18 protein-coding genes and 1 pseudogene are annotated in these 15626 nt (G+C 37.5%); 15 read left to right on the forward strand and 4 right to left on the reverse strand.

The genetic code is table 11. The features are described 5' to 3' along the window. The first annotated feature begins 26 nt into the window (after positions 1-26). A complete protein-coding gene (locus tag CU633_RS05815; protein ID WP_101658788.1) occupies positions 27-845 on the forward strand; it encodes a DUF3100 domain-containing protein in 819 nt (272 codons plus the stop codon). Then, positions 842-1282: a hypothetical protein gene (locus tag CU633_RS05820; RefSeq protein WP_257958533.1), complete on the forward strand. Its 441-nt coding sequence runs from the start codon at positions 842-844 to the stop codon at positions 1280-1282. Before CU633_RS05815 ends, CU633_RS05820 begins: the two co-directional genes overlap by 4 nt. Before the next feature lie 123 nt (positions 1283-1405). Here the strand turns inward: CU633_RS05820 and CU633_RS05825 are convergent, their stop codons facing one another. After that, entirely contained in the window at positions 1406-2659 is a 1254-nt protein-coding gene (locus tag CU633_RS05825) for an ATP-binding protein (protein ID WP_101658789.1), read from the reverse strand. Between the two features lie 321 nt (positions 2660-2980). On the opposite strand from CU633_RS05825, the gene CU633_RS05830 reads away from it, so the two are divergent. After that, positions 2981-3646 carry a hypothetical protein gene (locus CU633_RS05830; protein ID WP_101658790.1) on the forward strand — a complete coding sequence of 222 codons (666 nt, stop codon included), beginning with the start codon at positions 2981-2983 and terminating at the stop codon, positions 3644-3646. Positions 3647-3663: 17 nt separating this feature from the next. Then, positions 3664-3990, forward strand: coding sequence for a hypothetical protein (locus CU633_RS05835; protein ID WP_219620949.1), 327 nt, complete (start codon positions 3664-3666; stop codon positions 3988-3990). Between the two features lie 245 nt (positions 3991-4235). On the opposite strand, the gene CU633_RS22760 is transcribed toward CU633_RS05835, so the two are convergent. Together CU633_RS22760 and CU633_RS05840 are read right to left on the reverse strand one after the other, a co-directional pair. Then, positions 4236-4388 carry a hypothetical protein gene (locus tag CU633_RS22760; RefSeq protein ID WP_180954884.1) on the reverse strand — a complete coding sequence of 51 codons (153 nt, stop codon included), beginning with the start codon at positions 4386-4388 and terminating at the stop codon, positions 4236-4238. Positions 4389-4579: 191 nt separating this feature from the next. Then, positions 4580-5167 carry a lysophospholipid acyltransferase family protein gene (locus tag CU633_RS05840; protein ID WP_101658834.1) on the reverse strand — a complete coding sequence of 196 codons (588 nt, stop codon included), beginning with the start codon at positions 5165-5167 and terminating at the stop codon, positions 4580-4582. 421 nt (positions 5168-5588) lie between these two features. Between CU633_RS05840 and CU633_RS23600 the strand changes: the two genes are divergently transcribed. The 9 genes and pseudogenes from CU633_RS23600 to CU633_RS05885 all read left to right on the forward strand — a co-directional run bounded on the left by CU633_RS23600 (position 5589) and on the right by CU633_RS05885 (position 12036). Beyond that, positions 5589-5831 (forward strand): DNA glycosylase AlkZ-like family protein, encoded by a 243-nt coding sequence (locus CU633_RS23600; RefSeq protein WP_101658792.1) that lies wholly within the window; start codon positions 5589-5591, stop codon positions 5829-5831. Further along, positions 5765-5938, forward strand: a complete 174-nt coding sequence (locus tag CU633_RS22765) for a hypothetical protein (RefSeq protein WP_180954891.1) — start codon at positions 5765-5767, stop codon at positions 5936-5938. Before CU633_RS23600 ends, CU633_RS22765 begins: the two co-directional genes overlap by 67 nt. 54 nt (positions 5939-5992) lie before the next feature. Beyond that, entirely contained in the window at positions 5993-6391 is a 399-nt protein-coding gene (locus CU633_RS05850; RefSeq protein WP_374703347.1) for a VOC family protein, read from the forward strand. Positions 6392-6491: 100 nt separating this feature from the next. Continuing rightward, positions 6492-6728, forward strand: a complete 237-nt coding sequence (locus CU633_RS05855) for a hypothetical protein (RefSeq protein ID WP_101658794.1) — start codon at positions 6492-6494, stop codon at positions 6726-6728. 365 nt (positions 6729-7093) lie between these two features. Next, complete coding sequence (locus tag CU633_RS05860) at positions 7094-8008, forward strand: Kiwa anti-phage protein KwaB-like domain-containing protein (protein ID WP_101658795.1); 915 nt, start codon at positions 7094-7096, stop codon at positions 8006-8008. A gap of 22 nt (positions 8009-8030) precedes the next feature. Further along, on the forward strand, positions 8031-8585 hold the full coding sequence (locus CU633_RS05865) for a hypothetical protein (protein ID WP_101658796.1): 555 nt from the start codon (positions 8031-8033) through the stop codon (positions 8583-8585). A gap of 183 nt (positions 8586-8768) precedes the next feature. After that, positions 8769-10114 (forward strand): annotated as a pseudogene (gene tnpC, locus CU633_RS23265) (IS66 family transposase). A 370-nt stretch (positions 10115-10484) separates the two neighbouring features. Then, on the forward strand, positions 10485-11009 hold the full coding sequence (locus CU633_RS05880; RefSeq protein ID WP_101658799.1) for a sigma-70 family RNA polymerase sigma factor: 525 nt from the start codon (positions 10485-10487) through the stop codon (positions 11007-11009). Beyond that, positions 11002-12036, forward strand: a complete 1035-nt coding sequence (locus tag CU633_RS05885; protein ID WP_101658800.1) for a DUF4030 domain-containing protein — start codon at positions 11002-11004, stop codon at positions 12034-12036. The genes CU633_RS05880 and CU633_RS05885 overlap by 8 nt, the downstream gene beginning before the upstream one ends. A gap of 130 nt (positions 12037-12166) precedes the next feature. Here CU633_RS05885 and CU633_RS05890 read toward each other — a convergent pair whose 3' ends face one another. Next, positions 12167-12703 carry a hypothetical protein gene (locus CU633_RS05890; RefSeq protein WP_101658801.1) on the reverse strand — a complete coding sequence of 179 codons (537 nt, stop codon included), beginning with the start codon at positions 12701-12703 and terminating at the stop codon, positions 12167-12169. A gap of 1374 nt (positions 12704-14077) precedes the next feature. Between CU633_RS05890 and CU633_RS22770 the strand changes: the two genes are divergently transcribed. Further along, a complete protein-coding gene (locus CU633_RS22770) occupies positions 14078-14245 on the forward strand; it encodes a hypothetical protein (protein WP_180954887.1) in 168 nt (55 codons plus the stop codon). Positions 14246-14616: 371 nt separating this feature from the next. Further along, on the forward strand, positions 14617-15621 hold the full coding sequence (locus CU633_RS05895; RefSeq protein ID WP_101658802.1) for a substrate-binding domain-containing protein: 1005 nt from the start codon (positions 14617-14619) through the stop codon (positions 15619-15621). Positions 15622-15626: the final 5 nt, after the last annotated feature.

Genomic DNA, 15626 nt, shown 5'->3' on the forward strand with positions numbered 1-15626 from the left:
ACTAAATATTTAAAAGGAGGCTTTGTATGTGGAAAGATTGGAAACTTCATTTATTCGTTCTAGTATTTGTGTTGGCCGGTGAAGCTATTGGGGCTAAACAAATTAACTTAGGGATTGGAACGATCGCTTTTTTCCCTATGTTATATGTATTGATAGCGGGAGCAATCGTGAGTCTGCCAAAGTTAAAATTGTTAACTGAAAAACAAATGAAGAGTGCTGCAGGAATACTTGGTATATCTTTCATGCTGTTCGTCGCCAAGCTCGGCACAATGCTTGGTCCATCGCTTCCAAAGATCTTCGATGCAGGCTTGTCACTCGCTTTTCAAGAGGTGGGACATGTTTTCGGTACTATTGTGATAGGGCTGCCGATCGCATTGTGGCTTGGTATGAAGCGCGAAGCTATAGGCGCTACTTTTTCGATTGATCGTGAGCCGAATCTTGCCATCATCGCTGAAAAATACGGTGCTGATTCACCAGAGGGAAGAGGGGCGCTTGGTGTTTATATTTGCGGCACATTGTTTGGGGCGATTTATTTAGCCTTGCTTGCCGGTTTTCTGGGAAGTACCGGAATTTTTCATCCGATCTCATTGGCAATGGGCGCGGGAGTTGGATCAGGAAGCATGATGGCTGCTGCATCGGGAGCACTGGCTGTTACTTTTCCAGAGGCTGCAGATGATATTGCCTTGTTCGCAGCGGCAGCGAATCTTATTACGACACTCCTGGGCACTTATATTTGTGTATTCTTTTCGCTTCCTGTTACGGCCCGTCTATACAACTGGCTTGAGCCAAAAATCGGAAGAAAGAGCAGTGAAATCTCCGTTGCACAGGAGGATAAAAGCCAATGATGAAACAATCCGGAATTTTGGTTTTGATTGGAATTATCGCTATTCTTGGAAATTGGGTAGGTTATGGTGTATCTCCAATACAAGCTTTGCCTGGCATTTTAATTATTATTTTGATTACGATTGCAGGGCTAAGCCTTACTTCCTTTTTACCTGTTAAAATACCTGCAGTTGTGTGGATTTCATTATTTGCTTTACTGGTAACCTCACCAATTTTTCCAGGGAATGCAGCAATTGTCGCACAAACAGAAAAAATCAATTTCATGGCATTGGCCACTCCAATATTGGCATATGCAGGGTTGTCATTTGGCAAGGATATCGACAGCTTTAAACAGTTAAGCTGGAGGATCGTAGTGGTATCATTGGTTGTTTATACTGGAACGTTTCTTTTTGCTACATTATTTGCGGAGATTATTTTTCATTTACAGGGCAGGTTTTGAACAAGACATTTAAAGGCGCCTACTATTTGGTGGGTGTCTTTCTTGGTTAGATACGAAAATTTTGGCATACCACAGCTTTTTTTGGCTGTGGTATGTAATACATCAAACAATTTGAAGTAATACTTACAATAACGGAAGGGATATTTTAAACAGGGTTCCCTTGTTTATTTGACTTGACACCTTCCAATTACCGCCCATCTCCCTAATGATTTGAAGCGTAACCATTAATCCAAGGCCCGTGCCTTTCTCTTTTGTTGAATAATAAGGCAGTCCAAGGTTCTCAATCTGCTGTGGAGTCATTCCTTCTCCGTCATCCGATATCGTGATTTCCACCTGTTGGTGGCTGGTATGTATCTTCACATTTACATTGCCATTAGGACTTGCTGCTTCAATAGCATTCTTTATAAGATTGACAAACATTTGCTGCAGTCTGCCGGGGCTGCCCATGACAATAGCACGGTCACAAGTATCCACTGATACGTTAACACCGTGAAGAACCGAATAGGAGGAGAGCGATTTTACAGACTGTATGGCTTCCAGGGAAACATCAACTTGTCTAAGCTGCTCAATGTCGCCGCTTTTCCCAAAAGCAAGGTAGTCAGAAATGATGCCATTTGCCCGGTCCAATTCATCCAGGCATACGTGTAGGTAACCTTTCTCAGCAGCAGTGATGTTTTTGGAGAATGACAGGAGTTGAATAAAACCCCGTACACTTGTCATCGGATTCCTTATCTCATGAGCAACGCTTGCAGCCATCTGTCCCACTACATGCAACTTCTCATTTTTTCGGATTTCCTTTAACAGTTCCTTTTTCTCCCGATGTGACTCCATCAAGTGAATGGCAAGCCATACCGTGATGCCATTGGCAATAATAAAGCATACGTAACTGACTAGTCTAACCATCGAGAGTGGCTGCTTAAGTACAATGGTACCAATAAATGGGATCGAAGCAGACAAAACAACAAGGAAAAGGACAGATAGCACGATTTTCTTTTTACGTCCCCATTGTTGAAAACTACTGCAGAATCTGCAAATAACAAAGCTTGATAAGAACATCACAATGAAGGCTGGTATCATTCCTGCTCCGCCGATTAGAAAGCGGATGACGAAGAAAAATATAGTTACATAGATTCCTACAGCAGTCCCCCCATAAATGAATGATAAAAACCATGGAACCATCCTTAAATCGAGGAAAATTCCTTCCTCTATATTGATTGCGAATGCCATAGATAACCCCATCGTAATCGCACAAATATATCCCCAATAGGAATTTTCGTTTTTTACAGTTTGTCTGTCATTCATTAGTGCCAAATACAAAATAATCGGGAACAGCACCATTAACATTTGGAGAAGGATATTGTCATACTGGAAGCCCACCTGCGTCTACCCCTTCTTGAATGATCCTTTTATTTTAATTTCGCTAATAAATTTCTCAATTCCTTTTTATTTCCTTATTATATCATTTAAGGGAATTTATCTTTAAAAACTCTGTTAAATAATCTTCTCCAACGTGGGAGTAATTAAATAAGAGTAGTAGAATAAAGTGATGAACAATAGCTTAGTATGAGCCGCTTTTTCTAATTTTGCTGCAACGGTCATTTTTCAACAAGAAGGACTTTTTATATTGCTCATTGAATATATACCTACGTTTTTCATTACTTTTGTGGTGTTTTAATGTTACTGAAAGGGGCGTATATATTGAAATTGAAAAGCATAGTGTTTTTGTTAATCAGTATTTTGCCTTTTTTTCTTTTAGCCTGTACTTCCAAAGCAGATGAGCATAAGATTAGTAGAATTGATAATGCCGGTAAGAATCTGAACAAGAAAATAGCAGGGAAAGAAAAACCTGTGTTACGGTATAATCCCTGTTTGCAATCTCCAGAAGAGTGGGGAGAACCAGCAGATCAGGCTTTTCCTGAAGAAGGAAAGTTCTGGGCAGCAGATGCACCTAGAAAATTAGAACGAATGGCTTTCGGAACTTTAACTCACAATTCTCTAACAAATATCAATGTTTCAATAAAGAACTTTGAAGTTGATACTTTACTACCCTCCATTCCTGAAGAACTCCCAGTTTATATACAAGGAAGTTACCCATCACGCCATAAAGAACTTTTTAAATCTTTTACCCCCTACCATGAATCTCTAGAGTACCACCCGGCATATTCAGGGATCTACTTTGCTGGCATAAATCCACTTACTGAAAAAGCCGATGAGCTGCAACAGAATTACATTGAACAGAAAGCAAAAGAAGTTCTTGGGAAATTAATTACACCCGGCTCAATCATACCAAAAACTATTCAACACGAAAACGGTGGGTGGACAGTCATTTTCTATCGACACATCAATGATACAAGGTGTATGTAGACAAACCATTAAGGGTAGTGTTTGACAAAGATGGACGGGTGATATCGATAGAAGGCAGGCGAAGACCCATTATAGAGGAAATTCTGTATCCCTCTCGTTCACCAAAGGAAGCATTGGAGCTGCTTAAACAGGGAAAATGGCTGCACATTTATATAACTGATTCGGCTTCAGAGCTCAAGGGGAATATTGACCGTTTTGTTATAAACGAAGTTGAAGTAGCTTATCATGAACAACATCCAAGCTATTCAAGGCAAGTATTACAGCCTTACTATGTTTTTAAAAATAAGGAAGGGCAGGCATTATATATTCCTGCCATAGCAGATCCTTACGTAGAGGCTTATTAATTAGAGGTTGTTTTTAAGATTAAAATTGGATTTGAGAGTTAAGTGATCTATATATGTTGAATTAGAAGGTTCCTTTTTCGTCCACTTAGGGTAAAAATATAAAAGAGTTGGAACTTGAGAAGCGAAATTGGACTAGTAAGGAAGCGGACTATAAATTTCGTATGGGTGAACAGCAGCAATGCGGAAACATCGTTGAAGGAAAAAAACAAGCTTAATCTTAGATATTGGTGTGTGAGGAGCGATAGTTATGCACTATCGCTTTTATTATTTTCATTAACGATTTGCTTCATCTTATCTACGGACTTATCGATTATGTTTTTTATTTTGGCCAGCTTTTTTTCTACATACTGTTCAGTTGTCATTTTATTCTCTTGATTAGGAATGTCTTTTAAGTTCATGCAGATCCCCTTCAATAGACTTGGTTGATTAAGTATATGTCCAGAGTTGAATTAAGAATACAATAAATAACTTTAGTCCTTAGTATTTCAAACATAAAGTTTCTATATCAGAGCAACAGATAAAATAGGTCTCATCTAAGGTATATACGGCAGCATTTTTTGATATGTTGGTTATAAAGCGACAGTTTTATTTAATTAATACTTTTTTCAAGACTCTTAAAAACCTCTGATAACGTCTTTGTATTGTTATCAATTTCTTCTCTATTATTATTTGTATAGTTAAAAAACAGCGGATCCCCAAATATAATTTTAATTTCCTTATTAGTCAGCAATTCTTTGAGATTGGTTGGTCCTGAATAGGCTGCTGGTACAATTGGAACTTTTGCCATTTTGGCAATTGTCACGGCTCCTCTTTTTAATGGTGCTTCCTCCGATGTCCGCGTTCCAGAGGGAAATATGCCAACATTTTTTCCATTTTTCAATAATTGAACAGGAATTTTAATACTGCTTGTTCCCGGATTTTTTCGGTCGACGGGAAAGGCATTAATGGACGTTAAGAAGCGGGAAAAGAATGCATTGCGGAATAATTCTTTTTTAGCCATGAAGTGAATTTGTTCAGGCAAGATGGCAGCACCCAGAGCGACAACATCGACCCATCCCCGATGTGTACAGGCAATTATATAACCTGGTTCTTTCGGTAGATTTTCTTTATTAACAATGATAAATGCTCCTCGCATTTTTAAAATGACGTTTAGTATGTTCGTGATAATTCTATACATGTTTTTCATCCCTCTAACAGCTCCAATTTAGTTAATAGTCCACAATGAGTAAAACCTCTGCCAACACCAGAAAGATTAATTTTGTCATGCTTGATCATCTTCCCGGCTGAGTTAGACCCCAGACTGTTAATTTATGCTCAGGTACATATGAACCAATAGCAGTAATTCTTGCATGAGATTGAGTCATATCTTATAACCTCCTTTTTTTACATCTTCATTTTATCACTAAGTATTAGGACTTGGTACTAAAAACGATAAAAATTTTGTAGTGGGATAACCTGAAAAGTATCCTTTTGTTGTAAAATAGAGAAATAACCGAGGGGATAAAGATCGGGTTTAGTTGAGTTAGGATCACTACTACTTATTACAGACTGGGTCGAAGAAAGCACACTGCTTCAGCTGTGGGTGGTGTTCACCGCCATTGGATAACCTGCTCTGGAGGAGACCCCGCCTTGAGCACCTCTTTGATTTCAGTTATAAATGGGAAATTTACTTTCCGCAATCCAAGCGGCAGTATGGATATTATGTTATGCCGATTTTATACGGAGATTCTTTAATCGGCAGGATGGATCCGCAGTTATTACGCAAGGAAACACGTTGTCCGTCAAATATCTTCAGATTGAGGACCATGTTCCGATTAATACGGCTCTCATTGAGCAACTGAAGAATGGACTGAAGATCTTTGCCAGTTTTCATAATGCGGACCATATTGTTGTTAAAAAAACTCAACCGGAATATCTTGCTGAAAAGCTCGGAAGTAAAAATGTGTAAAAAAGTTTTGGCTGCAAGTGAAATAATTAATAAAATTGAGGGAGTTTGATGAAAATGCAAAAATTTACGACCTTTTTAATGTTCGATGGCCAAGCTGAAAAAGCAATGAATTTTTACACGTCTGTATTTAGGAATTCAGAAATTCTAAGTATTGCCCTTTATGGGCCAGAAGGGCCTGGGGAGGAAGGAACAGTAATGCATGCTATATTCTCACTTAACGGACAAGAGTTTATGTGCATAGATAGTAATGTTAAGCATGACTTTACATTTACTCCTGCCATATCTATATATGTAGCATGTGAAACAGAGGAAGAAATTGATGAAGATTATGGAAAGTTATCTCAAGATGGCGGAGTTCTCATGCCGCTGGCGCAATATCCATTCAGTGAAAAATACGGTTGGGTAATGGATAAGTTTGGAGTTACATGGCAGTTGAACCTTGGAAATCACTGATGAAAAATGAAGACACGTGCGGTTTCGCACTGCACGTGTTTTTATCCTTCTATATTAGAGGATAATTAAATGTGTAAAAATGTTTTCAGGAGGTGCCCAGATGAAATTTAAGAGCTTGATTGTCACATTGTCAACACTGGTTGTAACAACAAGTTTGCTTTTCTTAATAGGGCATTTGTTTACGATTCCTTTGTTAATGTTTCGCTACGAATATACGAATAATGCAAGTGGTGTCTTCATTTCAACTGGTTCAATCATGCCATTGATTATTGGCTTTATTATCAGCTTTTTTGCAGAAAAAATTTATGTACATAAGTACCGACAAAAACTTGGTTGACCATACCAAGTTTTTTTGATGCTCACGTGCCCACTAAGCCAGAATCGCTATAAATCTTTTTTTATCCCCATGGCATCATTTTTCTGCCAAGCAGATGTCTTTGTTTTATTTTTTATGACCCCATGCAGAAAGGGATTTCAACCCCTTTCTTTAGGGCAATAGCATCTTTCAACAATTGTCTTAAGTTTAATGGATAGTTTAAAAGAATTATGGCGATAATGTTTAGTAGTCTTTGCTAGATTTGCCAGCAATTTTTGAAATAAATTCTTTGAACAAAAAGACCATTTTTGATAATTGTGGCATAATAAGAACAAATGTTCTATAAATGCTTGAAAATAACAACAAGAGGGAGGCGGCACTTTTAGATGACGATTGAAAATATTATTACAAAACTGGAAAAATTGACAGATAATGCAAATGGAAAAATTGTTCTCTACTTTACCCGAAAAGGATATAACGGAAAATATAGTTCTTATAAGCCGGGAATTTCCCCATCTTTACAGAAGGAGCTATTAACCATAATCATTCAGGCTCTGAAAGGCATAAGTGGTAAAAGTACCGTACCTTTTAACCCGATAGGGTCCCTCGATGAAACTTTAGAAACTTGTGATTTTTCATACGTAGAAAGTTTAGAACATATTATAGAAAGTCATGAAGAAGGCAATCTGTTAGAGGACCCACCTACCGATTTATCCAGGTTCACCTTCTATTGTATAAAAGTAAATATAGAAGAAGGAGAGGATTTCCTCTTCTTTAGAAGGGTCACTAAGTTTAAAAAATTAAAAAAAGGTGTTATTGGTACTATTTCAACAGGAGATTTTAGAAAAATTGAGGCGGACTTAATAGGTATCGATGGGGATGTAGACATCATTGGTTATGACTCTGTTCTAACCATTGCAAATCATATATCATTGGAAAGAATTTTTGATATAAGAACGCAATACAAGGAGAGTGCCTTAAAAACCCTTGCTTTAATAAAGGAAACTAATATGATTGAAAATTTCGAACAGTTCCATGATGACAGCATAAATGACGGTCGGGTAATTAGGGGACTAACAAAGTTACTGAAAGACCCTCAGAAAGTTATCAAGTGTTTTGAAAATTTTGATAAGGTCAAGGAGCTAGTAGAAGTTGTCGATCTGGATATTAACTTCTCAGAAGATGGAACTAAAATTATTTATGAGAAAAAAGAGCAGTTACCCAGCATTACCTTAATAATCAGGGATGCCTATTATCAAACATATATAACCGATACTTTAGGTATTGATGAACTGGCATAGTAAGTAGGAGAGGGGTCATATCATGGCAAAATTTTATAAATGGTTATTATTTATTTCATCCTATGCCCCTCTGTATTTATTATTAGCCCTCAACAATTACAAATTTGATAAAACTATCATTGAGAATTATAAAGAAGCGATCAGTACCACTCACAAAATGACTTTTTGGATTGTAATTATATCTTTGTTCATAATATCATTGATTACAGTCTATGTATTAAAACATATATCGCTTAATCAACGCAGAAAATTTCAAGGCTTGAAGCCCATCAATGACAGTATTTTAAGCTATATTATTACCTATGTAGTGCCTTTGACTGTCATTGATATAGACAGCGTAAATAGCATGGTGGTTAATCTTGTATTATTTATGATTGTGGGAATTATTTACGTTAATAATGACTTACTGTATTTGAACATTCTATTAATATTTATTGGTTTTCGAGTATATGCAGATAATGACGATAATAAAATCATAACAAACATTGAGAAGAATGAGTTAAAGGAATTAACAAATGCAAATATGGATATGTTGTACCGCGAAGTGGCAAAAGGTGTTTATTTAATTCGAAAATAATAGTTACGACAATAGATTTTTCGTAACTGCTTAGGTTCATAAATGTTTAGTATTTTAAAAAAACGTGTACTGTTTGCCAACTTCCAAAAAGAAGGAAAGTTGGTGATTCAGATGAAATACACGAAAAAGCAGATCAAACAAATAAGTGAAGGGAAACCTTCGGACATCGCACAATTTATCACTATGCTGGTCGAACATATTGTTAAACTTGAAAAGCGGGTTAAAGAACTTGAGAGACAGGTGGGTTCCAATAGCTCAAACAGCAATAAACCACCCTCCAGCGATGGACTCCGCAAACCAAAAAGCCTGCGGGTGCCCGGTGGGAAAAAGGGTGCCCCGAAAGGACATGAAGGGCATACGTTAAAGATGTCTGTCACGCCCGATGAAATCATATGGCATGAGCCTGTGACCTGTTCCCAGTGCAATCATTCCCTTCTTCATGTGCCAGTAGAAAGCGTGAAGAAAAGACAAACTGTTGACGTGCCCACTCCGCGGCTCATTTATACGGAACACAGGGCAGTTTCAAAGTGCTGCCCTAACTGCGAGTCAATCGAACACGGTGCCTTTCCCGAGAATGTGATGGCGCCTGTTCAGTATGGCGAGAGCTGGAGTGCATGGTGCGCTTATTTACATACATATCAGCACATTCCACTTGAAAGGATCAGCCAGGTATTTGAAGACCTGACTGGGCACTGGCCAAGCGAAGGTACCCTTCTGTCCCATCTCGACAGGCTGTCATCCCGTCTTGAACCAATTGAGGCGGATATCCAGTGCAGGCTGTGTGAAAGCAAGGTGGTCCATGCCGATGAGACAGGCATGCGGGTTGAAGGCAGCCTCCATTGGCTGCACACTGTGTGCAATGGATCCTCTACAAGGTGCATCAGAAACGCGGAAAGGAAGCGATCGACTCCATAGGAGTCCTGCCAGGTTATAAAGGGACAGTCGTCCATGATTTCTGGAAGTCCTATTTCAACGAGCACTATCGTTTTAAAAATGCACTTTGCGGCGTGCATCTCCTAAGGGAATGCCAAGGCATTATCGATTATGACAAGCACGAATGGGCTTCCAGGATGCAAGCCCTGCTAAGGGAGGCCTGCAAGGAAAAAAATAAGGCCACAGAAGCCGGTAAGCCGGTTGCCCCTGAAACGATTGCCGGGCTGGAAGCGAGGTATGACCAAATCCTTCTCGAAGGAAAGAAGGAATGGCAGCCGCCGAATCCCTCCGAGGAACCGGGAAAAAGGGCACGGAAAGCGAAAACCAAGGCGGCCAACCTGGCTGAAAGATTCATCCTTTACAAAGCCGATATCCTTCGGTTTCTTAGGGATGCCCATGTACCTTTCGGCAACAGCCAGGCAGAGCGGGACATCCGTACGGTGAAGGTGAAAGAGAAAATTTCAGGTTCCTTCCGCACCCAGAATGGAGCTGAGCAATTTGCCCGTATCAGAGGGTTTATTTCTACTGTGCGAAAACAAGGGAAAAACCTGCTTGAATCGATCAAGTTGGTTAACCGGGGTCAGTTTTCTTTTTGATAGGGACCTAAGTAGTTACGATTTTTCTTTATAAAAACAAATATTTTTAAGGGGCTGTCTAAAAAGTCCATTTAAGAGCAAAATGCACCCAAATTAAAAACCCAAAAATGTTGATTTAACAGCATTCTTGGGTTCTGCTTTTATTAAGGTTTCGGCTGAAATACTACTTTCCGGAAAGCCCCTTTTTTGTTTATTTTTAATTTTATTACCAGTACTGGTGATTTAAATATCTTATTGATTCCAGAATTTTAGTTCAACTAAAAATCTAACTTAAATTTCATGCATTTTCAAAAATAAATTTAGGATTTTTTTATTTTTTTGAAACGTTTTTGTACTGTCTGTTGTCTAACGGTAGAAAAGAGGTGAGTAGATGAGAATTGAAAAAAAAATATACAAGGCAAAAAAAGGTAATGAAAGAGCATTTGAAGAGTTGATTGAAGGTGAAAAAAACAAACTTTTTCGTATGGCTTTTTTATATGTAAAAAATGAAGAAAATGCCCTAGATATTGTGCAAGATACGATTTATAAAGCGTTTATATCAATAAAACATCTAAAAGAACCTCATTATTTCTCAACATGGATAACAAAAATTTTGATTAATACAGCTTTAGATTTTATTAAGAAAAATAACCGTATGATTCCATTGAGTGATGTAGAAAGATTTGCTAATAGTCACAAGACTAACATTGTTGAAAACTTAGACTTGGTGGAAGCGATTGAACGATTAGAAGAGCAGTATAAAACAGTGATTATTCTCAGATATTACAAAGACCTTTCCATAAAGCAAATAGGTGAAATATTGGAATGTCCTGAAGGTACTGTTAAGACTCGATTACATAGAGCTATTAATAAATTGAAATCTGATTTAAAAGAGGAGAGTGTATATAATGAATGATTATTTAACAAGCAACATAAAGAAAGAGGTAGACAGAATTAAAATTCCAGAAGACAAATTAGATGAAAGGATAGGGTATGCCATCAAAAGAGGTAAAAAAAATCAACGTAGACTTGGTAATAAAGTATTTTACATGAGCGGTGCAGCAGTTCTTTTATTCGCCTTATTAGTAAGTTCTTTATTTGTTTCTCCAACTATGGCAAAGGTCGTATCTAAAATTCCTTATCTTGGTCAAATTTTTGAATCAAAAAATGATATCGTAAGCCATATTTCAGAGGAATTAATAGCACGAGGTTACAAAATATCTGGAGTAGGTGTTTCATTCCCCGAAAAGGAACTCCTGATTGGAATTAACGGTTCGGATGAATATTTTGAAAACGTCAAAGATGATGTGGAATATATTGCAAGGGAGATTTTGCAATCCAGAAAATATGATGCATATACACAAAAAGTGATGCTATATAAAGAATCCAAAGATGAAGTGGATGAAAAGGAAGAGATGAAAAGGAAAGAATTTGATCTAGAATACGAAAGAATCCATAATGTAGTAACGAAAGAATTAAAAAGACGGGATTACGACGTATTATCTTTGTCGATGAGTGATAGTCCAAAAACAATTCAAATAGAGATCCCTGATACAGAAACAAGGATTGTTGAGCTGAAGAAAGAAGTCAACCATATTCTTAATGAAAATAAAATAGATGCCATTCCATTAAACGTAAAAAAAATTGATATGAAAAAACGAGAGCAAGATAAAAAATGGATAGAAATTCTTAATATTGTTGGTGAAGATTTATTAGGGAAAAAGGAATACAAAGTGACAACGGTAGGATATTCGATAGAACCTGAACCGGAGATTCAAGCGTTTATTACTTTACCTAGTTCAGACGAAAATGCAAAAGTTTTTGCAAAACAGATTGAAAAAGTTATTGGTGATTTTCTAAAATCAGAACAAATGAAATCAAAAATTGGAAACGATACTTATCATATTACAATTTATAGTCAAGATAATAAGATAATAAATTAAACAATTCAATCAGAATTTCCATTATTGTTTAACAAATATCATATTTGTAGAATAGGTAACTAAATTATAGGTCTTGTACGGTCAAAAGGGTGTCACCTTATAAAGGTAACACCCTTTTCACTTATATTAATCAATCGAACCCTTCGCCATATACATAGTCTTGCGTATAAGCATTCGAAAGTCTAACATAAAATTCTGCTTCATTATCGGAGCCGTCTTTAAAGCCAGATATATTTTGTGCTAATAATACATTGTTAAAACCATCTATTCTTACTGCACTCCCCACTGGATCATCTGCATTATCAGGGTCGTATTCAAATAGTTGAGCTGAAAAAGAGTTTCCAGATGTTATACCAGTAAATTCTACTTTAAAATCTCCACCTCCTGACCTCCAATTAACACCATCTCCTGCTGGGATGTAAGTATAGTTATTATAATTATAAACATAATTACCGTATTTTCCTCTAGATTGCCAACCACCTGGATCACTTATTGCTAGCGCAGTCATTTGGTTTGTGGAGGTATCGCTTTCAGCATTTATACTTGCTTCTTTTTGCGGTACTGATTTTACTGAATATTCCGTCGTCGAAGGAACTGCCTCTGCATGGGACATAATAGGAAACGCAGTAAGTAAACTTAACAATGGTATTCCTAATTTTTTTAGCATTTGGTTTCCACTCCTATTTTTATTTTTACTTACATTTTAATAAATTCTACAAAATGACGATTTTTCCTTGTTTATCTAACAAATTTTTATCTAAAAAATCAATAAATTCACAAATATGTAACAATTAATAAATTGATAGGAAGATATTTGCATTCCAAAGAAGAAATTAATATTCTAATTAAACGGGGTTTTCGCATAAGGCGACTAGAAGCTGAACCGTATAATCTAAATGCTTTTTAGTGAATAAAGTGCTCTTATATCCACATGTCGTTTGCACTTGGTCACTGGAATAGGTTAGATTGTTTCTCTTTGTATTTTCAACAAACAAGGGGCGCAATATATGAGAGGGAAGGAACATAAGGTTTTTTTACATCAAATTCGCCGTTTACATGAGGATTACTGTTGTTGTGAGATACCAGGTATTAAAGCATTAATACTTGAGGATGTTTCCACGATCCCGCAGTATAAAATCCACCCCTTTCTATGTGTTTATTATAAGCATGAAAGAAAAAGGGTGACATGTAAGAATGTCAGGAAGGGAGAGATCATTTCTCCCTTTTTTTACTCAAAAGTGAAGAATTATTCCCGAAGCAGGACTTGATCGTAGGCGGCCCACAGTATTGGTCCCGAGAAACAGCTGTATCTTATGGTGAACATGAGAAAGCCCGGCTGAAGCCGTTAAAAGCCGAATAATAAAGAGGATCTTCCTGGATGTTGAGCGAGCTAATTCCGAACGTTTTTGTAAAAACATCTGAAGATAAAGGTCAAATGATTTAAAAACCTTAAAACCTTCCTTTGGGCGGCAGCACTTACAGGCTGTAAGAAAGGGAAAGAGCGCCCTTTCTAACAGTCTGTACGTGTCGCTTGCGGCACTAAATGGCTGGATAACCACGGCCTGTAAAGAAAGGAAAGAGCGCCTTTCTTAACATTCCGTAGGTTCCTCATCCCTTTACGGCTAACGCCGCCGTACCGAACGAGCCGAAAACCGTCAAAACCTAAAAACTAAAAGATCAAAAGAATAAAACCTAAAAGAATAAAAGATCAAAAGCGGAGAGCAGCCATACGGCTGCCTTTTATTTATCATTTTTCCCTTTGCCTTCTGAATCGTAAAACAGCGCAGGCCGACTAACCTTCCAGCCGGCAGGACACCCGAACCTTTCCGGCAGGAAGCTAAGACGGCCAGTCAATCGTTCAAGGGGCAAAAAACTTTTTTGCTTAATGACGCTATCGCAACAGCAAAAAACTTTTTGTGATGAATCCCTTGACCGATTGCCTATGAGAGTTTTTCGTTTCTCCACGCCAAAGGGGAAAAATAATCCCCTTCGGAGAATCTTTCGCTTCTCCAGGCAAATGAAAAAATCAAAGGAGGAAACAATGAAAAACCAAAAACAAAACCTGAAAGACCTTTTAAACTTTGAAAGAATTGACCGCGGGCTTTTGAGTGAGAAGGACAAAAAGACATTGTCTGAAGCGCTAACAGCTTTAAAAGCGAGAGGAAATTCCTTTTGTATTACTATCTTCATACGTTCCGAAATTTGTTGAGTTGAAAGGAAACTGCTTAGGTAAATAGTGGACGGAGATATAACGACTGGTGATCTATATTTATACTCTTTGTAATTGTGGGATGCATTCTAAACATGCTCCCTTTATTTTGTAAAGTTTCTAGAAATATTACCTCTCACAAACCCTAAACCTTCTTCTCTTTAACCAACTTAGTATGCATTCCCGGTCAGCTAAACATTTGGCCACTAACTTTATCCTCTTTTTTGAAGATCGACATAATCATATTTAACTCCAAATAAAAACGCATTATTAGCAGGAAAAAACATCTTGAAAAGCGCTTTCAATTTATTTATAATATCACTAAACCGGTTTACTAAACCGGTTTATGAAAAAAGGAGCATTGAAACGAGATGAGAAAAGTTACGATGGCAGATGTAGCGAAGCATGCGAATGTTTCGAAGAGTACTGTCTCTCAATATTTGAATAATCGATTTGATTATATGGGTGAGGCAACAAAGAAGAGGATTCAAGAATCAATTCTTGAGCTTGGATACCAGCCGAATGCTGTCGCCCGAAGCTTGAAGCAAAAAAAGACATTTACCATTGGTGTAATTGTCGCGAATATTTTGCACTCCTTTTCCACTCAAGTAATTCGCACGATAGAGGATATTTGCCACGAAAACGATTATCACGTGATCGTTTGTAATGCGGATGATTCACCTAAGAAAGAAAAGAAATATATTGAGATGTTAATGGCAAAGCAGGTTGATGGATTAATAGTCTTCCCGACTGGAGGCAACATTGAATTATATGAATCACTCGTGAAGAGCCGTTATCCACTTGTGTTTATGGACCGGATTGTGCCTGATGTTCTTGTGGATACAGTAATTCTTAATAATGAAAAGGCTTCCGAGCTTGCGGTCAATCATTTTGTTAAAAAGGGTTATGAAAGGATTGGATTGATCACAACTTCTCTTATCCAAAAAATTACCCCACGATTAGAACGGATTGAAGGATATAAAAAAGCTCTAAATAAACGGAATATCGCTGTACAAGCTGAATACGTAAGAGGAATTGAAGTACAAGAGATTAGTGCATCATTGCAAGCGATGTTTTCTCTTCCAAAACCTCCCCAGGCAATTCTCGCTGGAAACGATTTATCGTTAATGGAAGTACTGCGATATGCAAGGGACTATAAAAAGCAGATTCCGGACGACTTTGCATTGATCGGAATCGATGAAGTTTCGTTCGCCAGCATTTACAGTCCCGCTTTGACGATCATAAAGCAGCCGACGCTGGAAATGGGAGAAAAAGCAGCAACGCTCCTAATAGAAAAAATTGAGAAAGCCAACACCGAGAAAGAAGTACAGATTTATCGATATGAACCGGAATTAATTGTTCGGGAATCATGCTGATGACA

Origin of the sequence: Bacillus sp. V3-13, assembly GCF_002860165.1 — a bacterium.
GTDB lineage: Bacteria > Bacillota > Bacilli > Bacillales > Cytobacillaceae > Bacillus_BJ.